Origin of the sequence: Klebsiella sp. DY2415, assembly GCF_026314315.1 — a bacterium.
In the GTDB taxonomy this organism is placed as follows: Bacteria; Pseudomonadota; Gammaproteobacteria; order Enterobacterales; family Enterobacteriaceae; genus Klebsiella; species Klebsiella ornithinolytica.
Genome location: NZ_CP111115.1, coordinates 5,143,424 through 5,157,972 on the forward strand (window position 1 = coordinate 5,143,424; position 14,549 = coordinate 5,157,972).

Annotated in this window: 13 protein-coding genes and 1 pseudogene; 6 read left to right on the forward strand and 8 right to left on the reverse strand. The window is 52.4% G+C overall.

Annotated elements, in window-relative coordinates; all coding sequences use genetic code 11:
* Positions 1–122: 122 nt before the first annotated feature.
* From OQV00_RS24370 to OQV00_RS24395, 6 genes and pseudogenes are all read right to left on the reverse strand, one after another.
* Positions 123–1,115, reverse strand: coding sequence for a D-cysteine desulfhydrase (locus tag OQV00_RS24370; protein WP_015585338.1), 993 nt, complete (start codon positions 1,113–1,115; stop codon positions 123–125).
* 63 nt (positions 1,116–1,178) lie between these two features.
* Positions 1,179–1,565 (reverse strand): RidA family protein, encoded by a 387-nt coding sequence (locus OQV00_RS24375; protein WP_048025259.1) that lies wholly within the window; start codon positions 1,563–1,565, stop codon positions 1,179–1,181.
* 25 nt (positions 1,566–1,590) lie between these two features.
* The gene (locus OQV00_RS24380) at positions 1,591–3,009 is read right to left on the reverse strand and encodes a Na+/H+ antiporter NhaC family protein (RefSeq protein ID WP_015585340.1); all 1,419 of its coding nucleotides are present in this window, start codon (positions 3,007–3,009) and stop codon (positions 1,591–1,593) included.
* Positions 3,002–4,189: a trans-sulfuration enzyme family protein gene (locus OQV00_RS24385; RefSeq protein WP_048025256.1), complete on the reverse strand. Its 1,188-nt coding sequence runs from the start codon at positions 4,187–4,189 to the stop codon at positions 3,002–3,004. The genes OQV00_RS24380 and OQV00_RS24385 overlap by 8 nt, the downstream gene beginning before the upstream one ends.
* Positions 4,190–4,643: 454 nt before the next feature.
* A pseudogene (locus OQV00_RS24390) lies at positions 4,644–5,090 on the reverse strand (transposase); the annotation flags it as partial.
* Between the two features lie 481 nt (positions 5,091–5,571).
* A complete protein-coding gene (locus tag OQV00_RS24395) occupies positions 5,572–6,363 on the reverse strand; it encodes a DsbA family protein (RefSeq protein WP_064359446.1) in 792 nt (263 codons plus the stop codon).
* Positions 6,364–6,597: 234 nt separating this feature from the next.
* On the opposite strand from OQV00_RS24395, the gene OQV00_RS24400 reads away from it, so the two are divergent.
* From OQV00_RS24400 to cbpM, 3 genes are all read left to right on the forward strand, one after another.
* The gene (locus OQV00_RS24400; RefSeq protein ID WP_266279556.1) at positions 6,598–7,281 is read left to right on the forward strand and encodes a TerC family protein; all 684 of its coding nucleotides are present in this window, start codon (positions 6,598–6,600) and stop codon (positions 7,279–7,281) included.
* Positions 7,282–7,417: 136 nt separating this feature from the next.
* On the forward strand, positions 7,418–8,335 hold the full coding sequence (gene cbpA / locus OQV00_RS24405) for a curved DNA-binding protein (protein ID WP_004856609.1): 918 nt from the start codon (positions 7,418–7,420) through the stop codon (positions 8,333–8,335).
* The gene (gene cbpM, locus OQV00_RS24410) at positions 8,335–8,640 is read left to right on the forward strand and encodes a chaperone modulator CbpM (RefSeq protein ID WP_004856606.1); all 306 of its coding nucleotides are present in this window, start codon (positions 8,335–8,337) and stop codon (positions 8,638–8,640) included. The genes cbpA and cbpM overlap by 1 nt, the downstream gene beginning before the upstream one ends.
* A 159-nt stretch (positions 8,641–8,799) precedes the next feature.
* Here cbpM and melA read toward each other — a convergent pair whose 3' ends face one another.
* On the reverse strand, positions 8,800–10,146 hold the full coding sequence (gene melA / locus OQV00_RS24415; protein ID WP_004856603.1) for an alpha-glucosidase/alpha-galactosidase: 1,347 nt from the start codon (positions 10,144–10,146) through the stop codon (positions 8,800–8,802).
* Between the two features lie 241 nt (positions 10,147–10,387).
* Here melA and melR point away from each other — a divergent pair, with 241 nt between their 5' ends.
* Positions 10,388–11,326: a transcriptional regulator MelR gene (melR, locus tag OQV00_RS24420; RefSeq protein ID WP_004856602.1), complete on the forward strand. Its 939-nt coding sequence runs from the start codon at positions 10,388–10,390 to the stop codon at positions 11,324–11,326.
* Between the two features lie 60 nt (positions 11,327–11,386).
* On the opposite strand, the gene proP is transcribed toward melR, so the two are convergent.
* Positions 11,387–12,889: a glycine betaine/L-proline transporter ProP gene (gene proP / locus OQV00_RS24425; RefSeq protein ID WP_004856599.1), complete on the reverse strand. Its 1,503-nt coding sequence runs from the start codon at positions 12,887–12,889 to the stop codon at positions 11,387–11,389.
* Between the two features lie 540 nt (positions 12,890–13,429).
* Between proP and OQV00_RS24430 the strand changes: the two genes are divergently transcribed.
* Both OQV00_RS24430 and yjdN read left to right on the forward strand, forming a co-directional pair.
* Positions 13,430–13,765, forward strand: a complete 336-nt coding sequence (locus OQV00_RS24430; protein WP_004856597.1) for a zinc ribbon domain-containing protein YjdM — start codon at positions 13,430–13,432, stop codon at positions 13,763–13,765.
* A gap of 195 nt (positions 13,766–13,960) precedes the next feature.
* The gene (gene yjdN, locus OQV00_RS24435) at positions 13,961–14,395 is read left to right on the forward strand and encodes a VOC family metalloprotein YjdN (RefSeq protein WP_004856595.1); all 435 of its coding nucleotides are present in this window, start codon (positions 13,961–13,963) and stop codon (positions 14,393–14,395) included.
* Positions 14,396–14,549 lie beyond the last annotated feature (154 nt).

Here is a 14,549-nt window from a genome sequence, read left to right on the forward strand (position 1 = left end):
TCGTCGCCCGGCAGAAATCCCCTCAGACTCCCCCGTTTTATATTCCCTGACCATGACACGTAAAAAAACCACTCCGGCCCGCTGGCACTGGAGTGGTTTGAATTCTCGTTTAAAGCAGTAAATCAGACGTGAGGATAGTAAGCAAAGAGCGCTGGTGCGCCGCCGGTATGGATAAACATCACTGGCCCACTACCGTTGAAGCGCGATTTTTTCACGCCATCAATCAGACCTGCCATCGCCTTACCGGTGTATACCGGGTCTAACATGATGCCTTCCAGACGCGCCAGCAGTTCCACCGCATGCATCCCTTCGGTATTCGGCATGCCGTAGCGCGGTGCAAAGTAGTCATCCCACAGCGTCAGAGGCAACAATGACGCCACGTCCAGCATCGCGGATAATTCGCGCTGTAGCTTCTCCACTTTGGGCTGCTGATCACCAACAAGGCGAGAAACGGTCACGCCCACGACCTCCACATCAGGCTGGAAATGGGCAAAACCAACGGCTAACCCGGCATGCGTTCCTGCACTCCCGGAAGGTACCACCACGGACTGCACATTCAGATTCATCCGATCGCACTGTTCCGCTATCTCCAGCGCACATTCAACGTAGCCCAGTGAACCGAGAGCGTTTGAACCGCCGACAGGAACAATATAGGGCTTCGCTCCATTTGCCGAAAGCCTGGCACTAAACTGCTGCAACTGCGCGTCTGGATCGTTAAGTTCATCAACCATTTCAACCTTACAGCCCATCAGGCTATATAGCAGATGATTGCCGTTCCAGAGATAGTTAGATTCTGCGGTTTGAATCGGGTTGTCCAGCAACGCCACGCATTTTAACCCAAGATGTGCGGCGACTGCCGCAGTCTGGCGTACGTGGTTGGATTGAATTGCCCCGGCGGTCACCAGCGTATCGCAACCTTTATTGAGGGCATCTGCCGCCAGAAACTCCAGCTTTCTGAGCTTATTGCCGCCCATACCAAGATGCGAAACATCGTCGCGTTTGATATAAATATCTCGCTGTAAATATTCCGACAGTCGCTTCAGATGCTGAACGGGCGTGACGCCCCCCACCAGCGAGACGCGCGGTAAGCTATGCAAATAGTTTTTTACAGACATAAACTTTCCCTTCAAATAAAAACGGCGGCTGATGAGCCGCCGTAGAGTCGTATTTACATTGAATTAGCTTTGCCAGGCCACTGCTTCAATTTCTACTTTCACATCTTTCGGTAGCCGGGCGACTTCTACACAAGAACGCGCAGGGAAAGAAGCGTTATGCCGGGTGAAAAACTCAGCATAAGCATTATTGATTGCGGCAAACTCATTCAGATCTTTCACAAAAATATTAATTTTACAAATATTGTCGACCGTCAGTCCTCCGGCCTCAATAATAGCCTGAATATTTTCCAGGCTCTGCCGGGTTTGGCCTTCGGCGCACTCAGGAATGCTTCCCGTCTGCGGATTAATGGGCAACTGGCCAGAAGTAAAAATAAAATTACCGGTTCGCGCCCCCTGAATGTAGGGGCCAATTGCTTGTGGAGCATGTTCTGTCGTAATAACCTCAGTCATAGCCAATCCTTAAATAATGTTTGGGTTAAAGAGTAAAACCGACAATTAAATAGACAATGAGAGCAAGTCCTCCGGTCACCAGCGCATAAGGCATCTGAGTACGAATATGTTCAATATGGTCACAATTAGTCGCCATTGAGGCGACGATAGCATCGCTGGAGATGGGGGAAGTCATATCGCCAAAAATTGATCCTGAAATAGCTGCACCAATCATAAAATGCGGGTCAATGCCTAATGACACACCCAGTTGAACACCAATCGGGATCATAATGGCAAAGGTTCCCCATGAGGTACCTGTTGCCAGAGACATTACCGCCGCAATCAGGAAGATAAAGCCGATGGAGAAGCCGGATGGAATCACACCGGAGGTTATAGAAGCAATATACTGCCCGGTATTCAGCTCCGCAGAAATATGCCCCATCAGGAAGGCCAGAATCATGATTGAGCTAATTTTAACCATGCTGGCATAGCCGATATACAGCTCTTTGAAAAAGTTCTCAACGTTGAGAATGCCGCGCACTTTGAACCAGATGAATGAGACCACGGTACCGAACATTACGCCGGAATAGACCGACATAGAGCCGCTGCCTTTGGAGAACTGCCCATCACCGGTGATATACAGAACAACAGGAACCATTAATACCGTGGAAAGAATCGGGATAAAGAAGTTCAGCAATGAATTACATGCCGGGTGGTCAATCACCGGATCTGCATCTTCTTCACCATGTTCTTGTTCTATTTCCGTCAGCGCAGTTTCAAACTTCACTTCAGCCTTTTTCATCGGTCCCCAGGTGCAGCCAGAGAGGATGTAAAAGAGAACGGAACCTAATGAGAACCAGGCCATGACATTCCAGACCATCGAACTGGCCAGCACCTCAAAAGGTTCGCCAGTAAGATAACCCTGCGCAATCTGTACGCCGATAACCCCCATCATCGCCGCCCCCCAGCCGTTGATCATCACTGATGAGCAGACGGAAACGCAGGAGGTCTGGATAATGTAGGACATCTTTTCTGGCGAAACTTTGTAGCGTCGGGCAAGATTTTTAGTGGATGCACCAGCGATCAGCTGATTTATTGAACTCTCGATAAATATTAACGATGTCACCACCATTGCCAGCAACTGTACTGACTTTTTATTAGTGACAAAATCATTTTTCTCCGAGAGAAACTGCACCAGTTTACGCACACCGCCAGTCACCACAATCAGCCGCATAATGCCGCCGATCATCACCATAAACACAATCGTTCGCGTATTACCGGCGGAAGCAAATGTTTCTATGATCCCGTTCAGGGTACCGCCAACCCCCTGAATAATACTGTGGTTAATCACCGTGTAGCCGACGAAAATGCCGGTAAGCAGCGAGAGGATCACCTGGCGGGTAAGGATCGCCAGAATAATGGTGACCAGCGGGGTAATAATCGTCCAGATTCCATAATCATGCATGATAGTTACCCTGTGTGATGTCCATAGAAGCGAAGGCTATGTCCAGGTCCTGTAGCAGATCATCGATATGTTCAATGCCAACGGAAAAACGCAGCGTAGTGTCATAAACCCCGATGGCTTCCCGCTCTTCTTTTGACATCGAACCATGGGACATAGAAGCCGAATGGTTAATCATGCTTTCCACCCCACCCAGCGACTCCGCCAGCACAAAATAGTGCAGCCCACCGATAAAACGTTTAAGACTCTGGATATCACCCTTCAACGTCGCAGTTACCACCGCACCACCTGAGCGCATTTGAGCCTTGCACAACTGATGCTGAGGATGCGATGGCAGGCCAGGATAATAGACGCTGGCAATCGCCGGATGGTTTTCCAGATATTCCGCAACACGATGAGCGTTGCTGCACTGGCGTTCCATGCGCAGATCAAGCGTTTTCATACCGCGCAAGGCAAGATAGGCATCAAAAGGTGAGGCAATAGAACCGATAGTCGTTTTAATAAAGTCGAGTCGGGACGCTAAAGCTTCATTATTGGTAATTACCGCACCGCCAATTAAATCTGAATGCCCGCCGATATATTTACTGGTAGAGAGCATCACTATATCCGCTCCCATTTCGAGTGGTTTATGGTTCCAGGCGCTGGCAAAAGTATTATCGACACAGGTGGTGATAGCATGTTCTTTAGCAATACAGCAAACCTTCGCGATATCGACTAATTCCAGCAACGGATTAGTTGGCGTTTCAATCCAGATTAAGGCCGTATTTTCCTGAATACTGTTAACCAGGCTTTGCTCATCATTAAGATCAATATAGGAAATAGTTGCGCCGGTGGTGTGAGTTTTTAGTTTCTCAAACAACCGCCAGGTTCCGCCATAGACACCTTTCATTGCAATAATATGGGCATCTTTAGGCAATAATTCCATCACGATATTCGTAGCAGCCATTCCCGAAGCCGTGGCTGTAGCATAAATTCCTCCTTCCAGTTCTGCCAGAGCAGATTCATAGGCTTTTCTCGTTGGATTAGAAACACGGGAATAACAAAAATCACCGCCTTCGTGAAGATTAGGTTGTATAAATGAGCTGGCTGTGACAATTGGGGTAAATATAGCGTTATTTACCGAATCGGACTGATTTCCGGCGTGAACGGCCAGAGTTGCAATATCTTTAGTTCTGGTTTTCATAGGGTACACTCAAACTATTATTAGTCATAAAATATCGTGAGCTTATATTTATGTGGTCAGCGAAGCTGGCGAATAAAACAACAACCAAAACCTCGTTTAATAGCCAGAGAATAGATGGCCATTTCATCATCAACATAGTGATTTGCGTCCTTCAACCACAGTTAAAATGTATATTAGGCAGGGAAGAAAATCTTACCTATTTTCCCTCTAATCAGGCAAAAATGGAGAAAAATATTCTCCTTACAAAAATAAAGGATATCACTAATACACTGATATATATCAAAATTATTAAAAATGGTGATGTTAATCACAAAAAAATAGGGAAAAATATACTCTTTCCCTGAAACTTAACGCATCAAAGGTATCAACACACTGAGCTTGTGTGTCTGGACTGCCCCCCCGGTAGACAATCCTGCCCTATAGTTTGAGCATAGCAACTGTCTTTCGAGCGCGACTACGAAGCATGCTGGTGATACATCGGATCCCATGCTTCATTCTTTTTCAGCATTGCGTTCAGGATGGTCAGCAATTTTCTGATGCAGGCCGTCAGTGCAACTTTTTTAGGCTTTCCTACGGCAACCAGGCGTGTATAGAACTCTTTTATTACCGGGTTGTGCCTCGTCCCAACCAGAGCTGACATACAGAGAGCTGTACGCACGGAAGCTCGCCCTCCGAATACTGTTCAGCGACCGCGCATCGTGCCGGAATCCCTGTTTACTGGAGCAACCCCAATAAGAGCGCTAATTTCACGTCGAGAGAGCGAACCAGGCTCAGGAACTTCAGCCAGCAATACAGCAACAGTCGCAGCCCCAACACCTTTAACTGCACTCAGTAGATCAGATAACTCACTGAAATGGTCCTTGATGTGAATCGCCATTTCACCTTCAATGCGAGCCAGCTCACCCAATTATTTTCCAAGGACCTTCATTTTCTCAGAGAAAAATTCCTCGAAAGGAATATATCGAAATTCGGTCTTGTCAGGATTTCATGTCGAATGCTATCAGTAACGAAGCTAGTTTTGATTTTGAGTTCTCGACAATGTTGAAAACCCAGATGAAAAACTGAAAATTTCCTGCTCATCAGGGGATGATTCAACGCTTAAATCTCTAACATTTTCTCTCTAAATCTGACACGGACTTTGAAAATCCCCGTGTCCTTGGTTCGATTATTCGCGGCATGCCGCTCACCCCTTCGGGGCCAGCGCGACAAGCGCGCTGTTCAACGCCTGCGGCGCTAGTCCGGGTCCGGGCACCACTTATTTAAAGAAACCAGCCTGAGGGCTGGTTTTTTGCTTTCTGCAATACGGACTCTTCGTGACGCCTTACAGCGAAAGCGTGATGTGAAGAACTCACCGCCAGGTGGGCTCTTGCGGCTCTGAATCCTCAGTTACCGCCGGCCTTCTTAATCGCCGCATCCAGCGAATCTTTATCAGCCAGTCCCGGGAAGACGGTGATCGTGGCTTCGGTCGCGCCGGTGGTCGGCATCACGATCACGCCCGGCGTTCCGCTTAAGCCAATCTCCTGCGCCAGCTGGTTGGTGCTCTCGAGGACAGCTTCAACATCCGGCGCTTTCTTCGCGTCGAAATTCACCTTCTTCGCCTGCTGCTGTACATCCGCGGCCGTCAGCTTCCCTTCGTTATGCCCGGTGGCATAAATCCCGTTATGGTAGGTCAGGTAAGCTTCTGCGCCCTTCTGCTGGTAAATTTGCAGGCCGGTCTTCGCCGCCGTCAGCGAGCTTTCCCAACGGCTGCCGAAAATAGGCCACTCTTTAAATGCAAACCGGGTCTGCGGATTTTCTTTAATCACCTGCTCCATCACCGGTGCCAGACGGCTACAGTAAATGCACTGATAATCAAAGAATTCGATCACGGTTACCTTGCCATTCGCCGGTCCGTAGGTCGGGGTATTTTTATCCTGGGTCAGCGCAGCCTGGTTTTTAATCACGGCCTGAGTTGCCGCGCTCGCCTGCTGTTCCTGCTGAATCTGCTGAAGCTTCTGGCTCGCCTGCAGCAGCACCTCCGGATGCGCGACTAAGTAATCCGCGGCAATCTTGCCAATGCGGGCTTCCTGCTCCGGGGTAAAGGTTGCTGCGGGCGCCGGCGCGGCAATGGCCAAAGCCGGAAGAAGCGTGGTGCCCAGCAACGCGCCAGTCAATATTTTTTTCATACCAGCCATGAGGATAATCCTTGCGATGAGTAAACGGCAGGTGGATCTGACAAAACAAAGTACCATCCTTTTGCGGTGAATCATCCCGACACGATGCATTGATTCGTAACTATATTTTTCAATATCGCGCACGGGCAACTCCCGCGCTCTTTTTCCGGGCGGTGGTCAATGCGCCAGAACAGAGGTACGCTTGCTGCGGTTTTTCCCTTGGGGATACATTTTTTAAAATGATATGAGTCAGGCATGAACGCGCTATTTAATCAGTGGGATGTTGTTGTTATTTTGCTACAAATCATCGCAATCGATCTGCTGCTGGGCGGCGATAATGCGGTGGTGATCGCCATGGCGTGCCGCAAGCTGCCGCCCGAACAGCGTACAAAAGCGATTGTTATTGGCACCTTCGGCGCCATTCTGGCCCGCGTTCTGCTGCTGGCCATTGCCGTCTACCTGCTCTCTCTGCCGTGGCTAAAAATTGTCGGGGCGCTCCTGCTGCTGTGGATCGGTATCAAGCTGGTTGCCCATCAGGATGAAGATGAAGAGATCGGCAGCTCAGGCAGCCTGTGGCGGACCGCCGTCACCATCACGGTGGCCGATGTTATTATGTCGATGGATAACGTGCTGGCGGTCGCCGCCGCCGGGAAAGGCCACCTGCTGCTGGTCGCGCTGGGCGTATTGATCAGCATTCCGATTATCGTGGCAGGCAGTAAACTGGTGCTGGCTATCCTTAACCGCTTCCCGGTTGTTATCCTGCTGGGAGGTGCCCTTATCGGCTGGATAGCCGGCTCGATGTGGGTTACGGACCCCACCATCGTACGCCTGTTTCCCCGGGCACCCGATGCGCTACCGCTTATCGCCGGCGCTCTCGGCGCGGCGCTGGTGCTGCTGGAAGGACTTCGTCGCAACGGCCGGGCACGCCCGGCCAGCTGAACGCCCGCCGCTGACAGACGCCGTCAATCCCGACGGCATCAAGTTTCCGCCAGATTCCTTCCCCACCTGCACTCATTTGCCCTAAGCTTATGACTGAAAGTCGTGACCACTGCAGTAAGTCAAATGAGATAACGCCATGGAATTAAAGGATTATTATGCCATTCTAGGGGTTAAGCCAACAGACGATCTAAAAACAATTAAGACCGCCTACCGCCGCCTGGCTCGTAAATATCACCCCGATGTCAGCAAAGAAACTGATGCCGAAGCGCAATTTAAAGATCTCGCCGAAGCCTGGGAAGTCCTGAAAGATGAACAGCGCCGCGCAGAGTATGACCAGCTCTGGCAGCACCGCAACGACCCGCAATTTGGCCGTCAACAGCACTCCCGTGAACAAAGCTACAGCCAGCAGGATTTTGACGACATCTTCTCGTCGATGTTTGGCCAGCAGGCGCACCAGTCCCGCCGCCAGCATGCCGCACGCGGCCATGATTTAGAAATTGAAGTCGCGGTGTTCCTTGAGGAGACGCTGGCCGAGCAGACGCGTACCATCAGCTACAAACTGCCGGTCTATAACGTCTTCGGAATGGTCGAAAGCGAAACGCCGAAGACCCTGAATGTGAAAATCCCCGCCGGCGTCAGCGACGGGCAGCGTATTCGCCTGAAAGGCCAGGGAACGCCGGGAGAAAACGGCGGGCCGAATGGCGACCTGTGGCTGGTTATCCACATCGCTCCGCATCCGCTGTTCGATATTGTGGGCCATAACCTGGAAATCGTTCTGCCGCTCGCACCGTGGGAAGCGGCGCTTGGCGCCAAAGTGACCATCCCGACGCTCAAAGAGAGCATCCTGCTGACCATCCCGCCGGGTAGCCAGGCGGGACAGCGTTTACGAATTAAAGGGAAAGGGCTGGCCAGCAAAACGGCCACCGGCGATTTATATGCCGTGATTAAAATCGTCATGCCGCCCAAACCGAATGAGAAAGCCAGCGCGCTCTGGCAACAGCTGGCCGATGCAGAGGCCGGCTTCGAGCCGCGTCAAGCATGGGGGAAAGCATAATGGCTAAAATGGCAGTGACTTTTACGATAACGGAGTTTTGTCTGCATACCGGCGTTTCTGAAGAAGATCTGCGCGAGATCGTCGGCCTGGGCGTGATTGAGCCACGTCAGCCGCAGACGGAGGTCTGGTTGTTCGATGATAGCGCGGTAATGATTGTCCACCGTGCGATGCGCCTGCGTCGGGAGCTGGAGCTGGACTGGCCGGGTATCGCGGTGGCATTAACGCTGCTGGATGAGAATGCGCGGCTGACACGCGAAAACCGGCTGCTGCAGCAGCAGCTCGCCCGCTTTCTGGCGCACAGTTAAGCCTGTAGCACAGCAGGCTCTTCTGCCATGGCCCGCCTGCGCGGGCCGGCAAGGTCGATACAAGACGCGACATTCTTTGATGACATAGAGCCTGTCGGCCGGGCAAGGCGCTAGCCGCTGCCCGGCTGAAATGCAGCACCCTGCCGCATACAGAACCGACTAACGATGTACCCACTCCGGTAGCCAGTCGCCATGGCTGGCAATCAAATCGTCCACCAGCGCATAAATCTCTTCGATGCCCAGCGCCGCGGACGTATGCGGATCCATCATCGTGGCATAATAGATGTAGTCCCGGTTCTCGGTAAGAATGGCCTCGGTCAGCAGAGTCTGGACGTTAATGTTGGTCTGCATCAGCGCCGCCAGGTGCGCAGGCAGCTTCCCGACTTTGGTGGGCTGAATACCGTTCGCATCCACCAGACAGGCCACTTCCACGCAGCACCCTTGCGGCAGGTTGTCGATGAGCCCTTCGTTGCGCACGTTACCGTACACGACGCTCGGCTCACCGGTCCAGATGGCGTTCATAATGGTGCTGGCATACTCGCGGGAGGGTTTAATCTCAATCCGCTCGCGGGTTTTATACTGTTCCAGCTCTTTGTGCCAGTTGGCCACCTGCTCCACGCAGCGTTTGGGATATTCATCCAGCGGCACCTGATAGCGTTCAATCAGATCTTCGCGCCCCGGCTTGATAAACCACGGCGTATATTCCGCGAAGTGCTCTGACGACTCCGTCACGAAGTAACCCAGCTTTTTGAACATCTCATAGCGAACAATATTCTGGCAGCGCGAGTTCTCCCGATGCTTCGGCGCCCGTCCCTCGGCAAAGGCCTGCAGCATATCCGGATAAATGCTGACGTAGCTGCCGTCTGCGCGTTTTTTCTCCAGCGACAGATAGAACGCCATATGGTTGATGCCCGCGCAGCGATAGCGTAAATCCGCCGGGTCGAGATCGAGATCGTGCGCCAGCTCTTCCGCCGTTCCCTGCACCGAATGGCACAACCCAACCTGTTTAATATGCGGATAGCGCGCATACATCGCCCAGGTATTCATCGCCATCGGATTAACATAGTTCAGCATGGTCGCCTGCGGGCACACCTCCGTCATGTCCTCGCAAATGCGCCACAGGTGCGGAATGGTGCGTAATGCGCGCATGATTCCGCCCGGGCCGAGCGTATCGGCAATGGTTTGTTCCAGGCCATGCAGCTTACAGACTTCAAAATCGGTGACGGTACAGGGCTGATAGCCGCCAATCTGAAAAGCCACCACCACAAAATCCGCATCCTTCAGCGCAGTTCTCTGCTCGCGATGGCAGCTAATTTCACCGTCGGCGCCGACGGAATCCATCAGCTTACGCACCACAATATGCGACTCTTCCAGGCGGGTCGCATCGATATCCATCAGCGCAACGTGCGCCGATTTCAACGCCGGGCGCTGAAAAACGTCACCGAGAATATTTTTGACGAAAACCGTTGAGCCAGCGCCGATAAACGTAATTTTTGGGGCAGACATAGTGCTCTCTCCATCAGGTCATTGAACCCCTGCAGAGTGGCATGTCCGCGCCGCCTCCCGCTGCCCTCTTCCCGACAGAGCCTTCCCGGAAACTCAGATCGACGGCGGGATAACACGAAATCTGAGTTTATGGGAACGAATCGGCGAAAAAGTAGAGAAAACGGGCCGTTTATTCCGCTAAGATAACGGCATACCGGTGCAAAAAACCAGCACGTGTGATGATTCAGGAACCCACGCCGTCATGGAACCAAACCGCCCGCCTTCACGCCACGACCCGCATATGAGCAGCAGCGATGAGAAACAGCCCCGCAGCCCGCTGGCGCTCTATTCCGAATATCAGCGGATGGATATTGAGCTGCGCCCGCCCCACGCGATGGCCACCAGCCACTGGCACGGCCAGGTGGAGGTCAACGTGCCGTTCGACGGCGATGTGGAGTATCTGATTAACAATGAAACGGTGCTCATCAAACAGGGCTATATCAGCCTGTTCTGGGCCTGTACGCCGCACCAGCTGACTCGCCCCGGCAATTGCCGGCAAATGGCTATCTTTAATCTGCCGATGCATCTGTTTTTATCCTGGCCGCTGGATCGCGAACTGATCAATAACGTTACCCACGGGATGGTGATTAAATCGCTCTCCGCCCAGCAGCTCAGCGTCTTTGAAGTCCAGCGCTGGCAGCAGGAGCTCAACCACGACAACGAACAGATTCGCCAGCTGGCGATCGATGAAATCGCGCTGATGCTTAAGCGCTTTAGCCTTTCCGGCTGGCAGCCGATCCTGGTGAATAAAACCTCACGCACCCACAAACACAGCGTCTCACGGCATGCGCAGTTTTACGTCAGCCAGATGCTTGAATTTATCGCCGCCCACTACGATCGGGCGCTGACCGTCGATGCCGTCGCCGAGCATGTCAAACTGAACCCCAACTACGCCATGGGCATTTTCCAGCGGGTGATGCAGCAAACCATGAAGCAGTACATTACCGCGATGCGCATCAACCACGTGCGCGCCCTGCTCAGCGACACCGATAAGACGATCCTCGACATTGCCCTGACCGCCGGTTTTCGCTCCAGTAGCCGCTTCTACAGTACCTTTAGCAAGTACGTTGGTATGCCGCCGCAGCAGTATCGTAAGCTCAGCCAGCAGCGCCGGCAGGGCCTGCCGCCCGCTCAGCCATAAACTGGCATAAAAAATGCCGCCGGGGAAGCCCACGGCGGCATGATTTAACGCAAGAACCGATTATTCGTTAATACGCGGGTGCTGCTGCACCAGTCGGGAGCGTTTTTCCTGCAAATCGGCAATCTCCTGATCGAGATCTTCGATTTTGTGTTCGATGTTATCGTAGTGCTCGCCGAGAATTTCTTTCGCTTCCTGGATATCCGAAGCCGCAGGCGTCGCCCCTTTCAGCGGGCGGTTTGCCGTCTCTTTCATCGTCAGACCGGTCATCAGCCCGATAACCGCAATCACCATCAGATAGTAAGCCGGCATCATCAGGTTCTGCGAGGTTTCCACCAGCCAGGCCGCCAGAGTCGGCGTCAGACCGGCAATCAGCACCGAAATATTAAAGGCGCTGGCCAGAGCGCTAAAACGAATATGGGTCGGGAACATCGCCGGCAGGGAGGACGCCATTACCCCGATGAAGCAGTTGAGCACCACCGCCAGCAGCAGCAGACCCGCGAAAATCAGGCCAATAATGTTGCTGTTAATCATGATAAAGGCCGGAATCGACAGGGTAAACAGCGCCACGCTACCGATCAGAATAAACGGACGACGGCCGAAGCGGTCGCTGAGCATGCCGATAATCGGCTGGACGAACAGCATACCAACCATGATCGCAATAATAATCAGCACCCCGTGATCTTCCGAGTAGTGCAGGTTATGCGACAGGTAGCTCGGCATGTAGGTGAGCAGCATGTAGTAGGTCACGTTGGTAGAAATCACCAGACCGATACAGGTCAGCAGGCTGCGCCAGTGTTTGGTCGCAATCTCTCTGAACGATACCTTCGGCCCTTCCTGCAGCCCTTCGCGATCGCCCTGCTCAAGGGTATCAACGTGCTGCTGGAACGCCGGAGTCTCTTCCAGCGCATGACGAAGATAGAGACCAATCAGCCCTAACGGCAGAGCCAGGAAGAACGGTAAACGCCATCCCCAGCTGAGGAAGTTCTCTTCACCCACCACGCTAGAAATCAGCACCACCACGCCGGCGCCCAGGACAAAGCCGGCTATCGAACCAAAGTCCAGCCAGCTGCCCATAAAGCCGCGCTTGCGGTCGGGAGAGTATTCAGCGACAAAGATGGATGCACCGGTATACTCGCCGCCCACCGAGAAGCCCTGCGCCATTTTACACAGCAGCAGCAGAATCGGCGCCCAGATACCAATCGAGGCGTAAGACGGAATCAGACCGATACAGAAGGTACTGATCGACATGATGACAATCGTGATGGCCAGTATCTTTTGCCGACCATATTTATCGCCCAGCATGCCGAAGAACAGGCCGCCTAGCGGACGGATTAAGAACGGAACGGAGAAGGTCCCTAACGCGGCAATCATCTGCACGCTGGGATCGGCATCGGGGAAGAAGACTTTACCTAAGGCATACGCCACAAAACCATACACACCAAAATCGAACCACTCCATCGCATTACCCAGCGATGCTGCGGTAATCGCTTTCTTCAGTTTGCTATCATCAATGATGGTCACATCCCGAAGCGTGATGGGTTTTACTTTTTTCCTTTTAAGCATAATTATCCTCTTTTGCTCTCGCCTTGAGCGCACGAATCTCCGCCGAATGACAAAGTCATTCGCGTCATGCGTTGGGAGCGGCGAATTGCTGTGCTCCACATTTCAAGCGTAGCAGGTTTGCCTGCACTGTCTGCTGACAGTCCGTACAACCGAACCTGTTGACGCCTGCTCTGGCCATAATGAATATGCGGTGCCGCTAAATAAGTGTAGTGAATTTGCGATCTCGCCTTTTTACCCTAACAGCGTTTAAATTTGGGATCAACTTCACAAAAATTTACCTACCCTTAAACAGAGTCGGCTAAAACCAATAAGTTCAATGAATATTGGAACTTAGCAATACATTTCCGGAAATATCTGGCGGTTTTGATGGAAATAATCCCGTCACTCTTCACGTGATATATTCATTTTCTTCCCGGCGGTAACTCATAAAAAAGGCCCGACAAAAGTGCGGGATTGCGCTATAATCACTTACACTTTCGGCTATCAGCCACCATTTAATGGACCAACGTCCTGTTTTACCCTGTAATCACGAGGAACGTCATGCAACTCCCACACTGCCCGAAATGCCAGTCTGAGTACACCTATGAAGATAATGGCATGTTTATCTGCCCGGAATGCGCCCATGAATGGAACAATGCCGAGCCCGCTGACGATAATGACGCCCTGGTGGTAAAAGATGCTAACGGCAATTTACTCGCCGATGGCGACAGCGTGACCGTCATTAAAGATCTGAAGGTAAAAGGCAGCTCTTCAATGCTGAAAATCGGCACCAAAGTGAAGAATATCCGACTGGTGGAAGGCGATCATAACATCGACTGTAAAATTGATGGTTTTGGTCCGATGAAGTTGAAATCTGAGTTCGTCAAAAAGAACTAATTCTATTTCCTCAGCAGCGGAGATTTATTTTCCCGCGCCTGAAACGGCCGCCGGGATAAATGAACGGATATATTTCCGCCGCGCCGCCTGATTATTTCCCGCGTGCCGCAGCATCCAGACCCGGCTCTACCGCCTGGTCTGGATGACTCATCACCTTCTACACTTAATGGGTCTTCGTTACCTGAGGTAATGGTTATGCCCTTAAGTCCTTACATCACCTTTAGCGGCAACTGCGCAGCGGCGATAGCGTTCTATCGACAAACGCTGGGCGCCGAACTTGTCCACCAAATCACCTACGGCGAAATGCCGCAGAATGCCCAGGATGCCCAGGATGGCTGCCCTTCCGGCCAGCATTTATCCGCCGACTGTATTGCTCACGCCAGTCTGCGCGTCGCGGGCAGCGAGCTCATGCTCGGCGACAGCCCGGGCGGCGAGAGCGATCGCTACGCCGGCTTTACGCTGGTACTCGATACGCAGGACCTGGCCGAGGGCAAGCGCTGGTTCGATAGCCTCGCCGACGGCGGGAACATCGAGATGGACTGGCAGGAAACCTTCTGGGCCCACGGCTTTGGCAAAACCATCGACCGCTTTGGCGTCCCGTGGATGGTGAACGTCGTCAAACAAGCTTAACACTTCCCCCTTCGGGCGGGTTCTCCCGCCCTGTCACTCAGCTGGCACCAACTCTTCATCCTCCGGTCATTGTGTGTTAACCGGAATGTAACAAAAACGCGTCAGGATCGGGCCACTCTCAGAGGGAAATCCCTTCTTCTGCTTAGTGAGGCTT

Coding starts and splice junctions, on each gene's coding strand:
- OQV00_RS24375 (WP_048025259.1), bottom strand. CDS start 1,565: ATGACTGAGGTTATTACGACAGAACATGCTCCACAAGCAATTGGCCCC.
- OQV00_RS24395 (WP_064359446.1), bottom strand. CDS start 6,363: ATGGCTGGTATGAAAAAAATATTGACTGGCGCGTTGCTGGGCACCACG.
- melR (WP_004856602.1), top strand. CDS start 10,388: ATGGAACCAAACCGCCCGCCTTCACGCCACGACCCGCATATGAGCAGC.
- melA (WP_004856603.1), bottom strand. CDS start 10,146: ATGTCTGCCCCAAAAATTACGTTTATCGGCGCTGGCTCAACGGTTTTC.
- cbpA (WP_004856609.1), top strand. CDS start 7,418: ATGGAATTAAAGGATTATTATGCCATTCTAGGGGTTAAGCCAACAGAC.
- OQV00_RS24400 (WP_266279556.1), top strand. CDS start 6,598: ATGAACGCGCTATTTAATCAGTGGGATGTTGTTGTTATTTTGCTACAA.
- OQV00_RS24370 (WP_015585338.1), bottom strand. CDS start 1,115: ATGTCTGTAAAAAACTATTTGCATAGCTTACCGCGCGTCTCGCTGGTG.
- OQV00_RS24385 (WP_048025256.1), bottom strand. CDS start 4,189: ATGAAAACCAGAACTAAAGATATTGCAACTCTGGCCGTTCACGCCGGA.
- proP (WP_004856599.1), bottom strand. CDS start 12,889: ATGCTTAAAAGGAAAAAAGTAAAACCCATCACGCTTCGGGATGTGACC.
- yjdN (WP_004856595.1), top strand. CDS start 13,961: ATGCCCTTAAGTCCTTACATCACCTTTAGCGGCAACTGCGCAGCGGCG.
- OQV00_RS24380 (WP_015585340.1), bottom strand. CDS start 3,009: ATGCATGATTATGGAATCTGGACGATTATTACCCCGCTGGTCACCATT.
- OQV00_RS24430 (WP_004856597.1), top strand. CDS start 13,430: ATGCAACTCCCACACTGCCCGAAATGCCAGTCTGAGTACACCTATGAA.
- cbpM (WP_004856606.1), top strand. CDS start 8,335: ATGGCTAAAATGGCAGTGACTTTTACGATAACGGAGTTTTGTCTGCAT.